Genomic DNA, 21,697 nt, shown 5'->3' with positions numbered 1-21,697 from the left:
AACCCAATTATAACATAGTATCATGAGAGATCATAGACAATGTGTTCTCTTGAAGGTCATTATGAGTGGTAATTAGTAATTATAGTAATCAAAGTGAATAATTATTATAAGATATTTATGAGCTAAACTTATAAAGATTTATCTCAAATAGTCCGCCACTAAAATTGATATCTATGCTCTGAAATAGCTCTGGTGTATGATGCTTCTATTTTATTTTCGTTATGGAGCATTTCTTAATGGAAGACTATAAGACAAATCGAGTAATTAAAGCTAATCGAGGAAATGAAAAACAAGCCAAAAGCTGGCTTACTGAGGCGGCGCTTCGTATGTTGTGCAATAATCTTGACCCGGATGTGGCGGAGGATCCAGATTCTCTAATCGTATATGGGGGGTTAGGGAAGGCTGCTCGTAATTGGGCGTGTTTTAACAAAATTGTTGATGTTCTCAAGACATTAAATGATCAACAAACCCTGTTAATTCAATCAGGTAAACCTGTTGGTGTTTTTAACACTCATGAAGATGCACCTCGAATTCTTATTGCCAATTCTAATTTGGTCCCGCGCTGGGCTACTTGGGAACATTTTAATGAGTTGGATAAAAAAGGTTTGATGATGTATGGACAGATGACTGCAGGAAGCTGGATTTATATTGGTTCGCAAGGCATTGTTCAAGGTACTTATGAAACATTTGTTGCAGCTGCTCGTAAACACTACGCAGGAAGTTTAGAGGGACGTTGGATTTTAACTGGTGGTTTAGGTGGAATGGGAGGAGCACAAACTTTAGCCGGTACAATGGCAGGAGCGAGTGTGTTAGCTGTTGAGTGTGATATATCAAGAATAGAAAAACGTATTAAAACAAGATATTTGGATCGGTATACAACGGACTTGGATGAAGCTTTGGCATGGATAAATGAATCGTGTCAAAAGAAAAGCCCATTATCTGTGGCTGTTTTAGGAAATGCTGCAGAAATTTTTCCTCAGTTGGTTCGGCGAGGAGCTTCTCCAGCGTTAGTTACTGACCAAACGAGTGCTCATGATCCTTTAAATGGATATCTTCCTGCTGGATGGACTTTAGAGCAGGCAGCAAAATTGCGTAAAACTGCACCGGATAAAGTGGTTACTGCAGCAAAACAGTCTATGGCGGTCCAGGTTCATGCAATGCTTGAATTCCAAAAAAGAGGCATTCCTGTTTTTGATTATGGGAATAATATAAGGCAAATGGCTTTTGAAGCGGGAGAAAAAAGTGCTTTTGAATTTGAAGGTTTTGTTCCTGCTTACATCCGACCTTTATTTTGTGAAGGCATAGGGCCTTTTAGGTGGGTTGCTTTATCAGGAGATCCTGAAGATATTTATGCCACTGATGAAATGGTTAAAAAATTAATTCCAGATAATCAACATCTGCATAATTGGCTGGATATGGCGAAGAAGAAAATTGCATTTCAGGGATTGCCGGCGCGTATCTGTTGGGTTGGGTTAAAAGATCGTGCTCGTTTAGCATTGGCCTTTAATGAAATGGTTCGTAATGGGGAAGTTAAAGCGCCTATTGTGATAGGAAGGGATCATTTAGACTCTGGCTCAGTGGCCAGCCCTAATCGTGAAACTGAAGGGATGATTGATGGTAGTGATGCGGTATCTGATTGGCCATTACTCAACGCTTTATTAAATTGTGCGAGTGGTGCAACTTGGGTTAGCATCCATCATGGTGGTGGAGTAGGTATGGGATTTTCACAACATGCTGGAGTTGTGATTGTTGCAGATGGTACTGATAAAGCTGCAAAACGTTTGGCAAGAGTGCTCCATAATGATCCGGCGACCGGTGTCATGCGTCATGCGGATGCAGGGTATGAACTTGCAAAAAAATGCGCTAAAGAAAACTCACTTTGGCTGCCTATGGAATCTTAGAACAGACTTTGTTTGGACTTTTATCTAACAAACTTTTGGTTCTAGTTGTGATCTCAATATTGGGTTAAAAAAAAGACCCAATGACATTTAAGGAGGTAAATTAATGCAAGAATCTTTTATTCTTCAACCTGGCGAGTTGAACTTGCAGTCAATCAAATATATTTTAAATCAGCAATTGCATTGTGTTCTGGCTAAAGAAGCATTTGAGAAGATTCATGCATCGCATCAAACGGTTAAAAAAGTAATTCTCGATAAAAAAACGGTATACGGAATTAATACGGGTTTTGGCTCGTTGGCAAATCAAACAATTTCAGAGGAAAACCTGAAACAGTTACAGCGAAATATAGTTCTTTCCCACGCTTGTGGAACAGGTGAGCTGTTGTCTGATGAAATTGTTGCCTTAATTTTACTGCTTAAGATAAATAATTTGGCTCAAGGATATTCTGGAGTTCGCCTGGAATTGATTGAAGCACTAATCTCTTTATTCAATCACAAAATTTATCCCTGCATTCCCTCGAAGGGTTCAGTAGGTGCTTCTGGTGATTTGGCCCCATTAGCCCACATGTCTTTGCCGTTATTAGGGGTAGGTGAGGTACGTCATCAAGGAAAAGTAATCAGTGCGATTGAGGGATTGAAAATCGCGGGTTTAAAGCCAATTGAATTGGAAGCAAAAGAAGGACTTGCTCTTTTAAACGGGCTACAAGCTTCTACGGCTATTGCTTTAAGTGCCTTGTTTATTACAGAAACTTTGTTTGAAACAGCACTAGTTGCTGGTGCTTTATCAGTGGATGCGGCAAATGGCAGTGATGTGCCATTTGATGAACGGATTCAAAAGGTACGAGGTCATGAGGCACAGCAAAATGTAGCAGCATGCTATAGAGAATTATTAGCTGGAAGTGAGATCCGCGAGGCTCATCGCCATTGCACGCGAGTACAAGATCCTTACTCATTAAGGTGTCAGCCCCAAATTATGGGTGCGATATTGCATCAAATTCGATTTGTAAGAAAGACTTTAGACGTTGAAATCAATGCTGTTTCTGATAACCCACTTGTTTTTAATGAGCAAGAGCAAATTATTTCAGGAGGCAATTTCCATGGGGAGATTGTTGCCATGGCGGCTGATAATCTTGCTTTGGCTGTAGCTGAGATAGGAGCAGGTGCCGAACGACGCATCGCGCTGCTAATTGATAAAAACTTTAGTGGTTTACCTGCTTTTCTCATTAAAGAAAGCGGCTTAAATTCAGGATTTATGATTGCTCATGTTACTGCAGCAGCTTGTGCCAGTGAGAACAAGGCGCTTGCCCATCCACATTCAGTAGATAGTCTTCCAACTTCTGCGAATCAAGAAGATCATGTATCTATGGCAACCAGCGCTGCCCGACGGTTACATGAGATGAATGATAATACTGCAACTATTTTAGCTATTGAGTTATTAGCAGCGGGACAGGGAATTGAATTTCATAAACCACTAAAATCATCGACATTATTAGAAAAATTTCATCAACGCATTCGTTCTAATGTTGCAGCTTATGATACGGATCGTTTTTTTGCACCTGATATTGCCATAATCAAGCAAAAGATTTTCGATAAGGAGTTTACCACACCATTTTTCCATTTGTGGAATAAAAATTAGGGATGAACGTGAGCATAGAAATTTATACCGATGGAGCATGTAAAGGAAATCCAGGGCCTGGTGGCTGGGGGGTGTTGCTTCGTTATAAAGGACAAGAAAAAACCTTACATGGAGGAGAAGCACATACGACGAACAATCGTATGGAACTTATGGCCGCTATCAAAGGTTTGGAAGCTTTAAAACGCCCTTGTGACGTTGATTTATATACTGATTCTCAGTATTTGAGACAAGGTATGACGGATTGGTTGGCCAACTGGAAATTAAATGGTTGGCGTAATTCCAAAAAGGAGCCTGTGAAAAATGCAGATCTTTGGAAGTTATTAGATGAATTGGCTTCGCGTCATAAAATAAATTGGCACTGGGTAAAAGGACATTCAGGTCATGTGGAAAATGATTTGGTTGATGCTTTAGCAAACCAAGCAATCGAAGAGTTAAGTGAGTAAATAATGCGTCAGATTGTTTTAGATACAGAAACTACGGGTATAGGGCATGAGCATGGGCATCGGGTGATTGAAATAGGCTGTGTCGAATTAGTGGACAGAAAATTAACCGGCAAGCATTTCCATGTTTATCTCAATCCAGAACGCCAGGTTGATGAGGGTGCTTTTCGTGTCCATGGGATTAGTGATGAATTTTTGCGGGATAAACCTTTATTTGCGGAAAAGGCTGATGAGTTTTGGCAGTTTATTATTGGTGCTGAGTTAATCATTCATAATGCTCCCTTTGACGTGGGATTTTTGAATTCTGAGTTGAGGCTTATCAAATGGAATAAGAAATTAGAAGACTTTTGTACTATTATTGATACACTCGTTTTGGCACGTGAAAAATATCCTGGGCAACGAAATAGTTTGGATGCTTTATGTAAACGATATGGCATCGATCACTTTAATCGTGAACTTCATGGTGCTTTGCTTGATGCCGAGATTCTTGCATACGTGTATTTAGCAATGACAGGTGGCCAAACCAGCTTATTTGCCGAGGTTGAAGAAACATCAAGTCATGCTAAAGCAAAGGCTCAAGAAGTTGCAGCGCTTCATTTGGCAAATCCTATTGTTGTACCAGCAGATAGTGGAGAATTGGAGTTGCATCAAGCTTTTGTTGATTTTTTACACAAAAAATCAGGTATTAATCATTGGGGCGAGAACTGATTTTTGGGAGGTAGTTCTCCTGTACATTTTATGGGATAACGTTCGTTAACACCATAAAAGGCATTGAAATGCCTTTTATGGTGAACTCACATTTAACTTCTTAGCTTTTGGGAATTAAATATTTTATTGCAAAATCTTTACCGATACACTCGCCAAGTGCTTTTCCCCACACTCCTGCATTGTCGGTATTAATTTTATCTGGAATATTAGCGTAAAGCTCTTGTTGACATTTACTGACACTATCGGGAATTTTAGATACACATTGGTCATAAGTCATTTTGATGTCATCAAGGCGTTTTTTTAGTTGAGGGTCATTCTCAAATCCCTTGCAAATGAGATCAGGTAATAATGGCGTAACTGATTTTAGCCAGCTGTCTTTTGATATATCAACTGCGTTATTAGACGAGGAGCCGGTAGAACTACTAGTACCAGTAGTAGTACTACCAGTGCTAGTAGAACTGCTGGTAGATCCGCCAGCCTTATCTTCAGCACTTGTAGTGAAAGAAATCAATGTACATCCCAAAAAAATGGAAGAAGCTACAAGCAAATGTTTAGTCATGATGAAGTACCTTATTAACATCCTTTCATTAATAGTAGGACAAATATTCTTTGTTTGCGTAAAAATAATTTATTTTGGTTAAAAATTAAACTAAAATATAGGAGACGATGGATAAATAATTAGGAATTATTATGGAAAAACAAAGTTCTATTTTATCATTGGTATATTTTTTATTCATTCTTTTCTTCTGTTTCCTTTTTTCTTCTCCAGCTTTAGCAAACACTTTTGTTTTCAATCCCAATACGCTTACATGGAAGGCTATTGATTCAAATGGAAAAGTTGTTCGCACTGGAAAAGGTTCTGGCGGTAAACGATATTGCCCAGATATACATAGAGGATGTAAAACTCCAAGCGGTGTTTTTACGATTTGGAGTAAGGGAGGACCAGGCTGCAAATCTAGTCGTTATCCAGTAGGTAAGGGCGGTTCACCTATGCCATATTGCATGTTTTTCTCAAAATATTATGCGATACACGGTTCTTATGAAGTGCCAAATTATAATGCAAGCCATGGCTGTATACGAGTTCATCCTGGTGATGCTAAATGGCTAAGCAAAAATTTTATTAGGATAGGAACGAAGGTTATTGTTAAACCTTATTGATTTTTGCAAGATGAAATGCAATAAAGCAGAAATTCAGTTTCAGCTTTATTGCACCTAAATGATAATGTTTAGTAATCATCCTCATCATCAATACTGAACGATGAGCCGCATCCGCAAGTGGTTTTTGCATTTGGATTACGAATCACAAATTGTTCGCCTTGTATCCCTTGGACATAATCAATTTCAGCTTGATGCAAGTATTGATAACTCATTGAATCAATGAGAAGTTTTACTGAAGATATACCATCTGAACATTGCTGAATAACTACGGTATCATCCTCATTGATTTCTTCATCAAAGCTGAATCCGTACTGAAATCCAGAACAACCTCCACCCGTAATTGAGACTCGTAGATTCAAGTTTGAATTATCTTCTTCTTTTATTAGCTCAGCCACCTTGTCTGCTGCATTAACAGTAAAGTGGATGTCGCTCGTACTGGTAGCAGGGGATATATCAATAGCAGCCATCTTTAACTCCCGTTTTATAATACAAGTATAATGTATTTATCTAATAATTTGTTCAATTGTTGCCCCACCTAGACATTGGTTTTTATCATAAAAAACTACATATTGTCCTGGAGTAACCGCTCTTTGCGGATTTGAAAACATTACATAATGCTGATGTTCATTCTGAGGAGATATGATACAGCCTTGTTCTGCTTGCCTGTATCTTGTTTTAGCATAGCAGGTAAGCGGTAAATTATCCTTGCAATCAGCTAGCCAATGGATTGGACCGCAAATCAGACCTTGTGCATAGAGCATTGGATGTTGGCTACCTTGGGCCACATATAAAGTATTGGTAGCAACTTCTTTATCAACTACATACCACGGATCATAGGTTGAATTTTGTAAACCTCCGATACCTAATCCTTGTCTTTGGCCCAAAGTGTAAAACATTAATCCATCATGTTTGCCCAGAACTTTGCCATCGGTGCTTTTTATCTCACCTGGCCGTGCCAAGATGAATTCTTGTAAAAAAGATTTAAAACGCTTTTCACCAATAAAACAAATACCTGTCGAATCTTTTTTAGCTTGTGTCACCAGGCCAAGTTTTCTAGCAAACTCTCTAATTTCAGGTTTTGTATAATCACCAACTGGAAACAGGGTTTTTGCCAAAGCCTTAGGATCTACTGCATGAAGAAAATAGGTTTGATCTTTATCACGATCTTTTGCTTTATATAAAAGTCCAACATCTCCCTCTGTTTTATTTTTAGCGTAATGTCCTGTCGCAATATAGTCAGCGCCAAGGTTCAATGCATGATTTAAAAAAGCATTAAATTTGATTTCCTTATTGCACAATACATCAGGATTCGGAGTTCTTCCTTTTTCATATTCACTTAAAAAATGGGTGAACACTTTTTGCCAGTACTCTTCAGAAAAATTAACCGCATGGAGAGGAATATGTAATTGATTACATACAGCTTGAGCATCAGCAAGATCTTGGGTTGCAGGGCAAAAACCATCCTTATCATCCTGTTCCCAGTTTTTCATAAACAGGCCTTCTACTTGGTAGCCTGCTTCTTGTAACAACCATGCTGCAACTGAGGAATCAACACCACCAGACATTCCAACAATAACTTTAGCTTTCATAAAATTGAGATACCGCTTAATATTCTATGTTATCAGAAACTGTAGCTTTAAGATGTGTAAAATGTATCATCCAAAGCTGTTGCTCTATCAATAGAGCCTGTTTACAATTCTACTCTCTGGCTAAAATGCTGCAGCATTTTGACTCAAGATAGCGAATTGTAAACAGGCTTTAACACTTATTAAAAAATATAACTCTTTAGGATACGACAATAATGCTCCACTTACAAGAAATGGTTAAACAAGGGCAACAAACTAAGACCGTAACACTCAGTGAGCGTTTACCCAATTTTATTACCTCAACCTGTCAGCTGGATATTACGTATCATGTTGAAACTAAGGAAGATTTTTATCTAATCCATCTTCATGTTAAGGGCGAGTTGCCTGTTCAATGCCAGCGTTGTCTGGACGAATTTAAATTTCCATATGATAATATGACTATAGTTGCTGTATGTCGTAATGATGAGAGAGCAGAACAGATATTGGAGTATTACGAGTGTATTGTTTCTGAAAATTTGCAAGTAAGTTTGGAAGATATGCTAATTGATGAGTTACATCTCTACGCGCCACAATTTCATCCAAAAATAAATGATTGCAGCAGTGAAATAAATCAAATTTTAATGGGAAAAAAATGAATTTTATTGAAATTTTATCTAATTAACACTAATATTCCCGCTTTATGAATGCAATTTGTTTAGGAGTAATACAATGGCCGTACAACAAAATAAAAAATCACGCTCACGTCGTGACATGCGTCGTTCGCATGATGCTTTGACCAAACCCACACTATCCGTTGATTCAACTACTGGTGAAACACATCGTCGCCATCATATGACAGAAGATGGTTATTATCGTGGCAGAAAAGTGATTGATACTGATAACGTTTACGAAGACGAAAAAGAGTAAGTTTCTTGAAAAATATCACCATTGCAATCGATGCGATGGGTGGGGATCATGGTTTAGGTGTTGTGATTCCTGCCTGTATTCGCGCGGCAAAAGATAATCCTGATTTGAAGCTCATTCTTGTTGGAGTTCACGACAAGATTCATGCATTTTTAAAAAAGCAGGGGATGGCTTCTTCAAATCAATTTTCCATAGTACATGCTTCTGAAGTGGTGACTATGGATGAGTTGCCTTCACATGCCTTGCGAAATAAAAAAGATTCGTCCATGCGTGTCGCCATCAATTTGGTGAAAGAGGGCATGGCACAGGCTTGTGTTAGTGCCGGAAATACCGGTGCACTAATGGCTACAGCACGTTATGTTTTAAAGACTTTACCAGGAATCGATAGACCTGCAATTGTTTCTGAACTGCCAACTATGCGTGGTAGAACATGGGTGATTGACTTAGGTGCTAATGTGGATTCTTGTGCGGAGCATTTATTTCAATTCGCAGTTATGGGATCTGCGCTAGTGCAGGCAGTAGCTAATAAACCCAAACCGAAAATCGCCTTATTGAATATTGGCGTGGAAGAAATGAAGGGAAATGATCAAGTGAAGCGTACGGCTCATATGCTTGCTGAATGCGATGTTATGAATTATGTAGGTTATGTAGAGGGTGATCATTTTTATACCGGAGAGGTAGACTTAGTTGTCTGTGACGGTTTTGTGGGGAATGTTGCCTTAAAAGCGAGCGAGGGCCTTGCAAAGTTTTTTGTAAGTTTACTCATGGAGTCATTTAATAGGAATTGGTATACCAAACTTTCTGCTTTAATTGCTCGTCCTGCATTAAAGCATCTTAAGAAACGTTTCGATCCCTCTCGTTATAATGGTGCAAGTATGCTCGGTTTGAATGGCATAGTGGTAAAAAGCCATGGTGGTGCTAATGAACTTGGGTTTCAACATGCTATTGAACAAGCAGTTCTTGAAGTTAAAAATAATGTAGTTGATTTAGTGCGGGTTCAAATAAATGATTTTATAAATCAGGGATTGCTGTTATGAAAAATGCTGTAATACGTGGGACTGGAAGTTATATTCCTGAAAAACAACTTACCAATCTTGAGCTGGAGTCAATGCTGGATACCAGCGATGAGTGGATTGTTACTCGAACTGGCATTAGTAGTCGTAGCATTGCACAACCTTATGAAACTACCTCGTATATGGCATCCAAAGCTGCTGAACAAGCATTAAGCGCTTCAGGTTTGGACGCTGATGAAATTGATTTGATATTAGTTGCTACGTGTACTCCAGATCATTTTTTTCCTGGAGTAGCTTGCTATGTTCAGCATGCTTTAAAAATTAAGCGACCTATACCTGCTTTTGATGTTGGTGCTGCATGCAGTGGCTTTGTTTATGTAATGGATATTGCAAAACAGTATATTTCTGCTGGCGCTGCAAAAAATATTCTGGTTATTGGTAGTGAGAGCATGTCCAGGGCTGTGGATTGGACTGATCGTTCAACCTGTGTTTTATTTGGTGATGGTGCCGGGGCAGTAGTTCTAAGTGCCAGTGACAGACAAGGTCTTATGGGGAGTGTGCTGCATGCTTCTTATGATGCTGAAAAATTATTAAATCTTAGTAATGCAACATTTGATAATCAACGTGCTACGATTAGTATGCGTGGTAATGAGGTTTTTAAAATTGCTGTCAAAATTATGGGTGATGTCGTAGATGAAGTTTTAGAAGTGAGTCATTTGAAAAAATCTGATATTCAATGGTTAATCCCTCATCAGGCAAATATGCGTATCATTCAAGCCATTGCTAAAAAACTTGACCTTCCTATGTCACAAGTTATCGTTACTATTGGTAGCCAAGGTAATACTTCGGCTGCATCTATTCCTTTGGCTCTAGACCATTCTATTCGAACCAATCAGATTAAGAGAGATGAACTGTTATTGATTGAGTCCTTTGGTGGTGGAATGACTTGGGGAGCTATGGTAATTCGTTATTAATAATTTATTTGAGTTAACTATTGAATTAAATTTTTAGTTCGGAGCTATTTTTGATATGGTAAAAACAGCATTTGTATTTCCCGGGCAAGGTTCACAATCAATAGGAATGTTGGCTGATTTTGAGTTGCAGTATCCTATTGTTGTAAAGACTTTTGCAGAAGCATCAGAAGCAGTAGGTTATGATCTATGGAAACTAGTGCAACATGGTCCTGAAGAAAAGCTAAATCAGACAGAGCATACTCAAGTCGTAATGCTTACTGCTGATGTGGCTGTATATCGAGTATTGATGCAGCATAATGTTGCCCAGCCAATAATTATGGCTGGCCATAGTTTAGGTGAATATGCCGCATTGGTTTGTGCTGATGCATTATCATTATTTGATGCTGCATGTTTGGTAGCCCGTAGAGGACAAGTAATGCAAAACGCAGTGCCTTTGGGCTTAGGTGCTATGGCTGCAATTGTTGGTTTAACGGATGAGCAAGTAAAAACCTTATGTGATCAAGCCAGCCAAGCAAATGAAGTGGTGACTCCTGCAAACTATAATGCAATCGGACAGGTAGTTGTTGCAGGTCATACTCCAGCAGTTACACGAATGTTAGGATTAGCTGAGGAAGCTGGGGCACGTCTAGCTAAAGTGATTCCAGTCAGTGTTCCATGCCATTGCCCTTTATTGTTTGATGCTGCAGCATCCTTTGCTGAATACCTGGCTAAAATTGAATTCAAAAAGCCCAAAAGTGATGTGGTGAGTAATGTTGATTTAAGTATTTATCATTCAGGGCAACATATACGTGAAAAGTTAAAGGAGCAGTTATATAGCCCAGTTCGTTGGGTTGAAACAATTCAACTTTTTAAAAATAATGGTATAGAGCTAATTCTTGAATGTGGCCCAGGGAAAGTACTTGGTGGGTTAGTTAAAAGAATAGATAGAAGCTTAAATACTATTAGTGTTTACGATACTATTAGCCTGGATCAGGTGGAAGAGCAATTTGCATAGTCTAGAAGTATAGAAGTGGCCCCAGATTGTATGCTGAGATGTAGCGTGAGCTATGGCCTAACTTGTGTTAGCGTAGAACCTGAAATTGTTTGCCAAATGCGCAATTTACAAAAATAAACATTTTCTATTGAGGAAAATAAATGATGAGTCTAGAGGGAAAAATTGCCTTAGTCACAGGGGCAAGCCGGGGAATAGGACGGGCTATAGCTCTTAAATTAGCACAGCAAGGTGCTTTGGTATTTGGTACAGCCACTACAGAACAAGGTGCTCAATCAATTAACGCCTATTTTGAAAAAGAAAAATTATCAGGTAAAGGGTTGGTTCTTGATGTTACAAACTCAGAGCAAATTGAAAAAGTGATCAGTGAATTGGCTAAAGAGAACCAGACTCCTTCAATATTAGTGAATAATGCCGGGATAACCTCAGATAATTTACTGCTACGTATGGATGATGAAGAATGGTATAAGGTAATTGAAACGAATTTGAATTCAATATACAAAATGTCTAAAATTTGTATAAAGCCCATGTTTCGAGCACGATGGGGACGAATTATTTCTATTGGGTCAGTGGTTGGTTCAAGCGGAAATTCAGGCCAAGTGAATTATACTGCAGCAAAAGCCGGCATTGTTGGTTTCAGTAAGTCTTTAGCTCAAGAAGTAGGAAGCAGGGGAATTACTGTTAATGTTGTTGCTCCCGGTTTTATTGATACAGATATGACAGCAGCTTTACCTGATATGGTAAAGGATGAAATGTTAAAAAGAATTCCTATGCGTAAGCTGGGAGAGCCTGGGGATATAGCTGAAGCTGTTGCTTTTTTAGCATCAGAAAGTGCCAAATATATCACAGGTGAAACAATTCATGTCAATGGCGGCATGTATATGGACTAAATGCACTTGCGTTATCTGTATAAATGAATAAACTATACCACTTCCATTTAACTTTGGTTGTTTTAGTTTTTTTGAATTGCTTTTAAATTTAAGTGATTAGATTAAAAAATGACGCCTGGCTTGTTTGTTAAATTGGTTAAATAAATATGAGGCATGCTTTTCAAGCAATTAAAGTTAAGTGGAAGTAGTATGGTAATTAACCCGAAGTTTTTTAAATTTCTATCAACCGAAAGAGGAAAATCAAGTTATGAGTACAGTTGAAGAGCGTGTTCGCAAAATTGTTGTTGAACAATTAGGTGTTAAAGAAGAAGAGTTAAAGAATGATGCATCATTTGTTGATGACTTAGGTGCTGATTCTTTAGACACTGTGGAATTGGTTATGGCTCTTGAAGAAGAATTTGAAACAGAAATTCCTGATGAAAAAGCTGAAAAAATTACCACAATTCAAGAAGCGATTGATTATATTGAATCTAATTTAAATAAAGAAGAAGCGTAACAGTTTTCTTTTATCCCATCCTCTCCTGTGCTTAGCGTGTGGGAGATGATGGGAGTGTTTTACGAGGAGCTTTCATTGAATAAGCGGCGTATAGTAATTACTGGTATGGGTATGGTTACCCCTGTCGGACTTAATGTAGAAGAAACTTGGCAAAATATATTGGCTGGTGTAAGTGGCGTTGTTTTGGCAGATGAGTTTGATGCCAACGAGTACAGCACACGAATATGGGCTAAAGTTAAGAATTTTAATATTGAGAACTATGTTCCGCTCAAAGATGCACGTAAAATGGATGTATTTACCCAATACGGTATTGCTGCAGCTGATGAAGCAATGCTTGATTCGGGTTTGAAGATTGATGCAAATTTATCAAATCGTATTGGTGTAGCTGTAGGTGCAGGTATTGGTGGCATCCAGACAATTACCAATAATCAGGATAAACTGATGGCAGGTGGTCCTCGCAAGGTTTCTCCATTTTTTATTCCAGCGGGTATTATCAATATGGTTGCTGGACAGATTTCAATTAGACATCAGCTTAAAGGTCCCAATATTGCAGTTGTTACTGCATGCACTACAGGAACACACAATATTGGTCTTGCTGGACGAATGATTGCTTACGGCGATGCTGATGTCATGGTATGTGGTGGGGCCGAAATGACCTTAACACCGCTATGTTTGGCAGGATTTTCTGCTGTACGTTCCTTATCTAAGCGTAATGATGATCCTGCAAAGGCATCAAGACCTTTTGATAAGGATAGAGATGGTTTTGTTATGGGCGAGGGTGCTGGTGTTCTTGTATTAGAAGAATATGAGCATGCTAAAGCTCGTGGTGCAAAAATTTATGCAGAGCTTGTAGGATTCGGTATGTCTGGTGATGCTTTTCATATCACTGCCCCAGATGATGACGCTGATGGTGCTGCTCGTGCAATGGAAGCAGCCATACATGATGCAGGCATTGATCCCGAACAGATTGATTATATTAATGCGCATGGTACATCTACTTATCTTAATGATTTGAATGAAACAAAAGCGATTAAACGTGTATTTAAGCAACACGCTTATGATTTGGCTGTGAGCTCTACAAAATCAATGACTGGTCACTTATTAGGTGCCGCCGGTGCTGTAGAAGCAATATTTAGTATTTTAGCGATCAGAGATCAAATTGCCCCGCCAACTATTAATTTGGATAATCCAGATGAAGGATGTGATTTGAACTATGTACCCTATACACCTCAAAAAAGAGCTATTAATTATGTTCTGAGTAACTCATTGGGTTTTGGTGGAACAAATGGTAGCTTATTATTTAAGCGTGTATAAATGACGTTTCCAAGACATAAAAAACTGGTGTTTTTTGTAATAATGCTGTTTTTTATGTCTTTTCTGTTTTTCTCTTTGCTTGCCTATATTCAAATCACTAGACCTATTGTTCCCAAACAAGGTTCTCCTGTTATTATCACCGTTGACCGAGCTGCTTCGGCATCACAATTTGTAAAAAATTTAAAAGAGAAAAATCTAATACACTCAAGTTCAATGCTTTTAATGATGATTCGTTATTCAGGTTTGTCTTCTCAACTTAAAGCAGGTGTATACCAAATAAACCCTGGTGAAACGCCAATGCACTTGGTGCATCGAGTTGTAGCAGGAGATGTTATAACGCAAAATTTTACGATAATTGCAGGGACTACTCAGCAGAAAATTTCTCAAGATTTGATGAAAGCAGCATATTTAAGTTATCGTTCGGAGGATTGGAGCTCAATTAAGGGCGAACATCCCAATGCTGAAGGATTATTACTTGCTGATACCTATCAATATTCCGGTGGAAGTAGTGCTAAAAGTTTGTTGGAGCATGCTCATCGTAATTTAATTAATTATTTAAATATGAGTTGGGCTAACAGGGAACCTAACTTGCCTTATAAAAGCCCATATGAATTGCTTACAGCAGCCTCAATAATTGAAAAAGAAACAGCTATTCCACAAGAGCGAAAATTGATTTCAGGTGTAATGGTTAACCGCTTAAATAAAAAAATGCCTTTACAAATGGATCCTACGGTCATTTATGGATTAGGTACCGCATATACTGGAAAACTATCTCACAATGATTTGCTCATCGATTCGCCCTACAACTCATACCATAATCGCGGGTTACCGCCAACGCCGATTGCAATGGTAGGTAAGGAAGCTTTGGATGCAGCAGCTCACCCTCAATTATCCAATTATTTATATTTTGTTGCCAAAGGAGATGGAACACATCAGTTTTCAGAAACTTATGAACAACAAAAGCAAGCAATTAATCAATACAAACGCAAGGATTTTTAATGCCATCATTAAGCGGGAAATTAATTGTTATTGAAGGATTGGAGGGAGCAGGGAAGTCTACTGCAATAAATACTATTACAGAGCTGCTAACAGAAAAACACATTAAAACTCTAACTACTCGAGAGCCTGGTGGCACCGCAATAGGTGAGGTTTTGCGTGCTTTAATCAAAAATCCGAATTATCGTGATATTTTGGATGATCGCAGTGAATTATTATTACTTTATACAGCACGTATTCAGCTTTTTGAGGAAATTATTAAGCCTGCATTGCTTCAAGGAGTTTGGGTCATTGCGGATCGATTCGAGCTCTCAACTATGGCCTATCAAGGTGGTGGACGTGGCTTAGACCAAGCGATAATTAATCAGTTATCTTCTTTTGCACTGCAGGGATTTAAACCGGATTTGATTATCTATTTGGATATTAGTCCCGAGGAAGGAATGAAGCGAGTCAAATCAAGAGGAGAGGTTGATAGGATTGAGCAACAATCCGTCGATTTTTTTCATCGTGTCCATGAAAGCTATATTCGTCATATTGAAATGAGCACTAATGCAATAACAATTGATGCGAGTCAGCCGCTACCTGTAGTGCAAGAGGCGATTCGAAAGGCAATGAATGAATTTATCGAGAGTCAGAGATGAGTGATTTCAATGAGCTGGAGCTTTCTTCATTGAATGGAAAGAAAGAATATCAAACCCAATGGAATCAAATGCAAGCCGCATGGGTAAGTAATCGTATGCCCCAGTCTATGTTGTTCGTTGGTTCGTTTGATTATGCTTTTATGGATTTTGTCAAGAAATTAACTCAATTGGTTTTCTGCAAAAAAAATGAAAATGAACCTTGCTTTGAGTGTGCTGATTGTCGCATGGTTGCTCATGGAGAACATCCTGATGTGGAATGGGTTAAACCAGAAAAAAGCAGCGGACCAATTAAAATCGATCAAATCAGAGAATTACAAAATGATGCTTATTTAACCCCTCAGCGGAGCACGCATCGCTTCATTGTGATCGAATCGGCTGATCGAATGAATACTGCTGCTGCAAACTCATTGCTAAAAATTTTAGAGGAGCCTGCTCCGCAGACGATATTTTTACTTTTAGCTCAACAATTAAGTACGTTATTGCCTACGATTTTAAGTAGATGTCAAATAATACGCTTTGCATCACATTATGATTTATCAGTTATTAATCTTTTGCAATTGGCTGAACACTACTCACCAGAGTCTGAACAAGTAATGATTATGAAACAATCAGAGTTTATTCTCGATGGTTTAATTGCTGTGATAGAGCAGAAGGAACATCCGAGTGTGATTGCAGCTCAATGGAGTCAATTTGAATTTGGTGCCTTACTTTGGTTTCTGTATTTAGTGTATGCGCAAATACAAACGATGCAAATTAATAGATCTGCAGCTGCTGGTCCAGCCATTCACCAATTGAATCATTTAATGTCCTTATTAAATCCTATAATAATTTATTCTCAAATAGACAAATTAAATACATTGCAACGAAGATTAAGCCATAATATGAATGTAAATCAAATTTTGGCATTGGAAGATTTATTGCTAGGGTTATACAGTGAATCTAAGGCTTCCTAATAAACAAGCCGATGCATAGTGTTTTGATTTTACAAAAAATTAAGGGATATAAGGGAAATCAATGATGGATACTATTCACCAGATTAATTGCACATTTTTTAATGAAGCATCACTGTATGCAGCTTATATGCCTTTTATCAAAGGAGGCGGATTATTTATCCATACGAATATCAATTATTTGTTTGGTTCAATAGTTAAGTTATTGATTAAATTAATGGATGAAGACGAGTTCTATGTAGTCGATGGTAAGATAGTGTGGATTACACCTAAAGGTGCTCAGGGTAATAAGGCACCTGGGGTAGGAGTACAATTTATTGGTGAAAACAGCCGTTACTTGTGTAATAAAATAGAGACCTATTTAGCAGGCATGTTAAAATCCTCACAATTAACCGATACAATTTAGAGTAGGGTTTGTTTACACTTCGCTAGATTGAGTCTAAATGACCTGCTTTTCGAGCCCGAAGCGCAGCATATATGAAGTATGTGAAGATAAATCAGGTCATATAAGGCCAAGATAGTAGAAATGTAAACAGACCCTAATTCGATGTGAGAAAATATAATTTATATTTCTCAATTTGAACGCACAAATATTTAATGAGGGCATCCATGTTAGTTGATTCACACTGTCATTTGAATTTTCTCGATTTAGCAGATTTTAATGATGATATAGCTAATGTTTTGGCACAAGCAAAAGCAAATGGTGTGCAGCATTTTTTATCTGTTTGCGTCGAACTAAAGGATTATCCCCAATTGGAAAAACTTGCAGCAAGATATTCTGATATCAGTATTTCTGTAGGTGTTCATCCAAATACCGAAATGGAATATCCTGTGACATCGCAAATGCTATGTGATTTAGCAGTGAATCCAGCATGTATTGCCATAGGTGAAACAGGTTTGGATTATTATCGAACTCATACCGAAGAAGCACAGGAGGTACAACGTAACCTTTTTAGGGAACATATAAAAGCTGCTTTAAAGTGTTCGAAACCCTTGATTATTCATACGCGCCAAGCAGCTGAAGATACAATAGCATTAATGGCCGAGGAAAATGCACATCAAATTGGCGGTGTCATGCATTGTTTTGCTGAAAGTTTGGACATAGCACATCAAGCAATGGATTTAAATTTTTATATTTCATTTTCAGGAATTGTTACATTTAAAAATGCAACCGCACTTCAAGATGTGGCGCGTAAGGTGCCTTTGAATAGAATACTTATTGAAACGGATTCTCCCTACTTAGCTCCGGTGCCTTATCGTGGCAAACAAAATCATCCTGCACTTGTGAAGCATGTCGCTGAAGCTATAGCTGAGCTTCGCAATATGTCCTATGAAGAAATAGCTGAAATTACTACGAATAACTTTTATACTTGTTTCAGATTGTAACCATATAGCGTTGCGTCCAGGTCTACAAACGACACGCCTATTTTTAAAATATTTGGTGATAAATTGAGGATTAATTAATGACTTTGTACATTGGTTTGATGTCTGGAACAAGTATGGATGGTATCGATGCTGCTCTTGTTGATGTATCGACAAATACACTGCTTTATGGAATTACTAAAAAATACAGTGATGAAGTGCAAAGACGGATGGAAAATTTGCTTTCAGATGCAGATTTAAGTTTGGCATCTATTTGTCAACTCAACACATTAATTGGCAGAGAATTTGCTTATGCAGTCAATGAATTATTACAGAAAGCAAAATTATCAGCCAGTGATATTCGCTCCATAGGGAGTCATGGCCAAACAATATGCCATAATACTCAGACTGCTCTCCCCTATACGTTACAGCTGGGATGCGCTCACACTATTGCTGAATTAACAGGTATCACTGTTGTTGCTGATTTTCGAACCCGTGATCTAGTACTGGGTGGGCAAGGGGCTCCTTTTGCGCCTCTTTATCATCAGAAGTTATTTGCTGGTAAGAATAATCATGTCGCTGTAGTGAATATAGGCGGTATTGCCAATATTACATTTATTAAAGCAAATGAACCTGTTAAAGGCTGGGACGTAGGCCCTGGAAATTGTTTAATGGATGCATGGATCATGAAACATCAGGGAAAATCTTATGATGCTGATGGAGCATGGGCGCGACAAGGTAAAATTATTGAACCTCTTCTTGAAACGCTAATGTCTGATTCGTTTATTACTTCTTCGTCACCCAAAAGTATAGGAAAAGAATACTTTTCTTTATTATGGCTAGAACGTCATTTAACAGAAGAGCATCAATCTGTAGACATACAAAAGACGCTGCTTGCATTTACTGCCAAAACAATTGCAGATACAGTATTAAATGAACAAAATCCTGTCGAAACAATGTACGTATGTGGCGGGGGTACGCACAATCTAGCTTTATTGCATCTGTTGATTCGGTTATTGCCTAAAACCAGGGTAAAAAGTATTGCCGAAGAGGGTCTTAGCCCTGATTACTTGGAAGCAATGATGTTTGCCTGGCTTGCTGAACAAACGATAAATCAAATTCCAGTAAATTTATGTACTATTACTGGCGCGCGACAACCAGCAATTTTGGGTGCGATCTATCCTGTTATAAAATGATTTGAAGGAAAATCATGGAGATCGGGTAAGTAGTAACGTAGTTACTGTCCGGAATCAGCCTTTGTATCTTTTAAAAGGAAAGTGAAGCGCTGAACATATATTAAATCTGTATTTGCTTTATATGTACCAAAATCATATTGACAAAATAAATACGTATAGGCTTAAATGTGGAATTTCAAACGGAGTGACCTTAAATTGAGCGCACATTATTCAGAAAGCACAAATCAAGGAACAAGCACGAGTCTCGTAACTGCTTATTTTATATTTTTTCTCGCAGCATCATTTTATTTATACGAATTCATTTTACAAGTAGCTCCCAGTGTTATGGCTGAATCCATGATGAAAACATTTGGGGTTACGGGGCAAGGATTTGGGGTAATATCGGCTTTTTATTTTTATGCCTATGCGCCAACCCAATTGCCTGCGGGTGTTTTATACGATCGTTATGGTCCGCGTAAACTAATGACTTTTGCAATTATCCTATGTGCTCTAGGGTCTGCTTTCTTTGCATCAACAGACAGTGTATTTACGGCATGTATTGGCAGGTTCCTTATTGGAATTGGCTCTGCATTTTCATTTATTGGCGTTCTGGTTCTTTTAGCACGTTGGTTTCCTCCGTATTATTTCGCCATTTTGGCAGGAGTTGCCCAATTGATGAGTTCGGTTGGTGCTATATTTGGTGAAATGCCTCTAGCCTATTTAATTCAAGCTGTTGGCTGGCGTAATGCAAGTTTTATTCTTTCGATTATTGGCTTTATTTTAGCAGCATTTTTTTGGATGTATATTCGAGATTATCCGCACCAGAAAAGTCAAACAGTTCCTGAACATTACCTGCGTGATGAGTGGAAGCGGCTTCTTGCCGTATGCAAACATAGTTATACCTGGATAACCGGATCTTATGCGTTCACAATCTGGGCCCCTATAGCAGTTTTTGCCGCACTCTGGGGTGTTCCGTATTTACAAGAAAAATTCCAAATAAGCGTGGTGGCTGCTTCAGGATTATGCAGTATGATTTGGATTGGAATAGGTGTGGGAAGCCCTTTCTTGGGATGGTTTAGTGATAGGATTGAAAGTCGACGTATCGCTCTGATTATTAGTGCAGTTTTAGGTTTATTTGCCACATTGATTCTATTGTATTGGCCTGGATTATCTTATGGATGGACACCCGTTGTTCTATTTGTGCTGGGTTTAGGAGCAGGTGGACAAACGGTAAGTTTTGCAGTGGTCAAAGAAAATAACCCTCCTGAGTTTGTTGGTACTGCTTCAGGTTTTAATAATCTTTCAGTTGTGATAGGCGGTGCACTATTTCAGCCGTTGGTAGGCTACATATTACAGCATACTAACTTATGGCATGTAGTGAATGGGGCGCATGTATATAGTGTTGAAAGTTACCAGATTGCCTTAATGGTAATGCCAATATGTTTTTTAGCCAGTTTACTTATTGCAAGTTTCGTACTTAAAGAGTCTCATCCAGCACATCGGAAGCATTAATTGCACATTTCTTCAGCTCATCTTTTCAATTAAGGGAGGGATGAGCTTCTTGCAATATCAAATTTCTAAAAGGGATGCACGCCCAGTCCCAGCTCAGCTTTGTTATGGCCTGTTTCTTCTTTATTCTTTGATGCAAACCATAATAAAGCGCATTTGTCTTTATAAAAAATATAGCGTGATTCGTTTAATCTGCTTAAATATTTTTGTTTGGCATAACCTTCATAGCATTGTTCATCTTTTGCAATTCGATCAAATTTTTCTGCAAAAGCATTAAATTTAGCGGCTAGAAATTGAGCCGCCTCTGAAGAATCCCAGGAGCTAGTTAAGAGCTTGGTAATATTATTAGGTGACGTAAAAATATGGTCATCAAAAGAGTCAAATAGAATATTCCATAAGCTTAATGATTCAAACATGCCTTTAATTTGTGAGATCGTTTGTATAAATTGGCAAACAGTTTGCGCATGCAATTGCAAAATACCTTCTTTTCGTGCTTCTTCTAAAAGAAAAAATTGAATTGTGTGCGCCCATTTTCCATGTACTGGGCCTGCTCCCGCATCTGCAGCTAAATAACCATTTTTTAATAGGACATTATTAAACAGATCAGCAGTTAATTCACCATGTAAAATTGGGGTATGTTTGGGATACTGAAAATCAGGGCTGGTTTTAAATTCATCACTAATCTCGGAAGAGGTTGGGGTATTAAAATGATTTTTGCTTCCCCAATCATCGAAAAACTGCCGTAAAGATTTTTTTTCTTCTTGGTTAAATAAAAAATATGCAGTTACAAACTTTTTTAAACCACGTAATACTAATTCCTCGTTGCAGAAAAATTTCCAGACTGCAATAACATCTTCTTTTACATTTTTGTCTAAGTCAGTGTATCCAAAATCTTGTAAGCATTGCTCATAATTATTCGTATCTTTTTTTCCAATTTGTATGAGTTCAACAGTCATGATTTTTCCTTTTGAAAACCAATTATATTTCGACAGTAATGATTTTTTAGAAGATTAAATAAGATGTACAATAAATTTAAGTTCAACGCATTTAATGCTAA

The 21,697-nt window shown here is 38.1% G+C and carries 24 protein-coding genes; 20 read left to right on the top strand and 4 right to left on the bottom strand.

The genetic code is table 11. The features are described 5' to 3' along the window. Window positions 1–236: 236 nt before the first annotated feature. The 4 genes from hutU (at window position 237) to dnaQ (ending at window position 4,682) form a co-directional block, all read left to right on the top strand. Window positions 237–1,901, top strand: a complete 1,665-nt coding sequence (gene hutU, locus DY223_RS09255) for a urocanate hydratase (protein ID WP_058459753.1) — start codon at window positions 237–239, stop codon at window positions 1,899–1,901. Window positions 1,902–2,004: 103 nt separating this feature from the next. Continuing rightward, the gene (gene hutH / locus DY223_RS09250; protein WP_058459754.1) at window positions 2,005–3,534 is read left to right on the top strand and encodes a histidine ammonia-lyase; all 1,530 of its coding nucleotides are present in this window, start codon (window positions 2,005–2,007) and stop codon (window positions 3,532–3,534) included. An 8-nt stretch (window positions 3,535–3,542) separates the two neighbouring features. After that, the gene (gene rnhA, locus DY223_RS09245) at window positions 3,543–3,977 is read left to right on the top strand and encodes a ribonuclease HI (RefSeq protein ID WP_058459986.1); all 435 of its coding nucleotides are present in this window, start codon (window positions 3,543–3,545) and stop codon (window positions 3,975–3,977) included. Between the two features lie 3 nt (window positions 3,978–3,980). Further along, window positions 3,981–4,682: a DNA polymerase III subunit epsilon gene (dnaQ, locus tag DY223_RS09240; protein WP_058459755.1), complete on the top strand. Its 702-nt coding sequence runs from the start codon at window positions 3,981–3,983 to the stop codon at window positions 4,680–4,682. Between the two features lie 100 nt (window positions 4,683–4,782). On the opposite strand, the gene DY223_RS09235 is transcribed toward dnaQ, so the two are convergent. Further along, the gene (locus tag DY223_RS09235; protein ID WP_058459756.1) at window positions 4,783–5,241 is read right to left on the bottom strand and encodes a hypothetical protein; all 459 of its coding nucleotides are present in this window, start codon (window positions 5,239–5,241) and stop codon (window positions 4,783–4,785) included. Between the two features lie 131 nt (window positions 5,242–5,372). Here DY223_RS09235 and DY223_RS09230 point away from each other — a divergent pair, with 131 nt between their 5' ends. Continuing rightward, window positions 5,373–5,840: a L,D-transpeptidase gene (locus DY223_RS09230; protein ID WP_058459757.1), complete on the top strand. Its 468-nt coding sequence runs from the start codon at window positions 5,373–5,375 to the stop codon at window positions 5,838–5,840. Window positions 5,841–5,908: 68 nt separating this feature from the next. Here DY223_RS09230 and erpA read toward each other — a convergent pair whose 3' ends face one another. Both erpA and mnmA read right to left on the bottom strand, forming a co-directional pair. Continuing rightward, window positions 5,909–6,307 (bottom strand): iron-sulfur cluster insertion protein ErpA, encoded by a 399-nt coding sequence (gene erpA, locus DY223_RS09225; RefSeq protein ID WP_058459758.1) that lies wholly within the window; start codon window positions 6,305–6,307, stop codon window positions 5,909–5,911. 36 nt (window positions 6,308–6,343) lie between these two features. Further along, window positions 6,344–7,429 carry a tRNA 2-thiouridine(34) synthase MnmA gene (gene mnmA, locus DY223_RS09220; protein ID WP_058459759.1) on the bottom strand — a complete coding sequence of 362 codons (1,086 nt, stop codon included), beginning with the start codon at window positions 7,427–7,429 and terminating at the stop codon, window positions 6,344–6,346. Window positions 7,430–7,641: 212 nt separating this feature from the next. Between mnmA and DY223_RS09215 the strand changes: the two genes are divergently transcribed. The 15 genes from DY223_RS09215 to DY223_RS09145 all read left to right on the top strand — a co-directional run bounded on the left by DY223_RS09215 (window position 7,642) and on the right by DY223_RS09145 (window position 20,643). Beyond that, window positions 7,642–8,061: a YceD family protein gene (locus tag DY223_RS09215; RefSeq protein WP_058459760.1), complete on the top strand. Its 420-nt coding sequence runs from the start codon at window positions 7,642–7,644 to the stop codon at window positions 8,059–8,061. Window positions 8,062–8,134: 73 nt separating this feature from the next. After that, window positions 8,135–8,332 carry a 50S ribosomal protein L32 gene (gene rpmF / locus DY223_RS09210; RefSeq protein ID WP_058459761.1) on the top strand — a complete coding sequence of 66 codons (198 nt, stop codon included), beginning with the start codon at window positions 8,135–8,137 and terminating at the stop codon, window positions 8,330–8,332. A 5-nt stretch (window positions 8,333–8,337) separates the two neighbouring features. Further along, complete coding sequence (gene plsX, locus DY223_RS09205) at window positions 8,338–9,366, top strand: phosphate acyltransferase PlsX (protein ID WP_058459762.1); 1,029 nt, start codon at window positions 8,338–8,340, stop codon at window positions 9,364–9,366. After that, window positions 9,363–10,316, top strand: a complete 954-nt coding sequence (locus tag DY223_RS09200; RefSeq protein WP_058459763.1) for a beta-ketoacyl-ACP synthase III — start codon at window positions 9,363–9,365, stop codon at window positions 10,314–10,316. Before plsX ends, DY223_RS09200 begins: the two co-directional genes overlap by 4 nt. A gap of 55 nt (window positions 10,317–10,371) precedes the next feature. Then, on the top strand, window positions 10,372–11,310 hold the full coding sequence (gene fabD / locus DY223_RS09195; RefSeq protein ID WP_058459764.1) for an ACP S-malonyltransferase: 939 nt from the start codon (window positions 10,372–10,374) through the stop codon (window positions 11,308–11,310). Between the two features lie 140 nt (window positions 11,311–11,450). Beyond that, on the top strand, window positions 11,451–12,197 hold the full coding sequence (gene fabG, locus DY223_RS09190) for a 3-oxoacyl-ACP reductase FabG (RefSeq protein ID WP_058459765.1): 747 nt from the start codon (window positions 11,451–11,453) through the stop codon (window positions 12,195–12,197). 247 nt (window positions 12,198–12,444) lie between these two features. After that, entirely contained in the window at window positions 12,445–12,693 is a 249-nt protein-coding gene (gene acpP, locus DY223_RS09185; RefSeq protein ID WP_003631752.1) for an acyl carrier protein, read from the top strand. 75 nt (window positions 12,694–12,768) lie between these two features. After that, a complete protein-coding gene (fabF, locus tag DY223_RS09180) occupies window positions 12,769–14,007 on the top strand; it encodes a beta-ketoacyl-ACP synthase II (protein ID WP_058459987.1) in 1,239 nt (412 codons plus the stop codon). Next, entirely contained in the window at window positions 14,008–15,006 is a 999-nt protein-coding gene (gene mltG, locus DY223_RS09175) for an endolytic transglycosylase MltG (protein WP_058459766.1), read from the top strand. It abuts the gene before it with no gap. Continuing rightward, the gene (gene tmk, locus DY223_RS09170) at window positions 15,006–15,644 is read left to right on the top strand and encodes a dTMP kinase (RefSeq protein WP_058459767.1); all 639 of its coding nucleotides are present in this window, start codon (window positions 15,006–15,008) and stop codon (window positions 15,642–15,644) included. Before mltG ends, tmk begins: the two co-directional genes overlap by 1 nt. Then, a complete protein-coding gene (locus DY223_RS09165; RefSeq protein WP_058459768.1) occupies window positions 15,641–16,597 on the top strand; it encodes a DNA polymerase III subunit in 957 nt (318 codons plus the stop codon). The genes tmk and DY223_RS09165 overlap by 4 nt, the downstream gene beginning before the upstream one ends. 64 nt (window positions 16,598–16,661) lie before the next feature. Further along, complete coding sequence (locus tag DY223_RS09160; RefSeq protein WP_082642464.1) at window positions 16,662–17,000, top strand: PilZ domain-containing protein; 339 nt, start codon at window positions 16,662–16,664, stop codon at window positions 16,998–17,000. 203 nt (window positions 17,001–17,203) lie between these two features. Beyond that, window positions 17,204–17,980, top strand: coding sequence for a TatD family hydrolase (locus DY223_RS09155; protein WP_058459770.1), 777 nt, complete (start codon window positions 17,204–17,206; stop codon window positions 17,978–17,980). Window positions 17,981–18,057: 77 nt separating this feature from the next. Then, window positions 18,058–19,152 (top strand): anhydro-N-acetylmuramic acid kinase, encoded by a 1,095-nt coding sequence (locus DY223_RS09150; protein ID WP_058459771.1) that lies wholly within the window; start codon window positions 18,058–18,060, stop codon window positions 19,150–19,152. Window positions 19,153–19,347: 195 nt separating this feature from the next. Further along, entirely contained in the window at window positions 19,348–20,643 is a 1,296-nt protein-coding gene (locus tag DY223_RS09145) for an MFS transporter (protein ID WP_058459988.1), read from the top strand. 65 nt (window positions 20,644–20,708) lie between these two features. Here DY223_RS09145 and DY223_RS09140 read toward each other — a convergent pair whose 3' ends face one another. Continuing rightward, a complete protein-coding gene (locus tag DY223_RS09140; RefSeq protein WP_058459772.1) occupies window positions 20,709–21,596 on the bottom strand; it encodes a LirA/MavJ family T4SS effector in 888 nt (295 codons plus the stop codon). Window positions 21,597–21,697: the final 101 nt, after the last annotated feature.

The sequence above is a fragment of the Legionella bozemanae genome (assembly GCF_900450575.1).
GTDB lineage: Bacteria > Pseudomonadota > Gammaproteobacteria > Legionellales > Legionellaceae > Legionella > Legionella bozemanae.
Note: the sequence above shows the minus strand (reverse complement) of the source record. Positions and strands in the feature narration are given on the sequence as shown.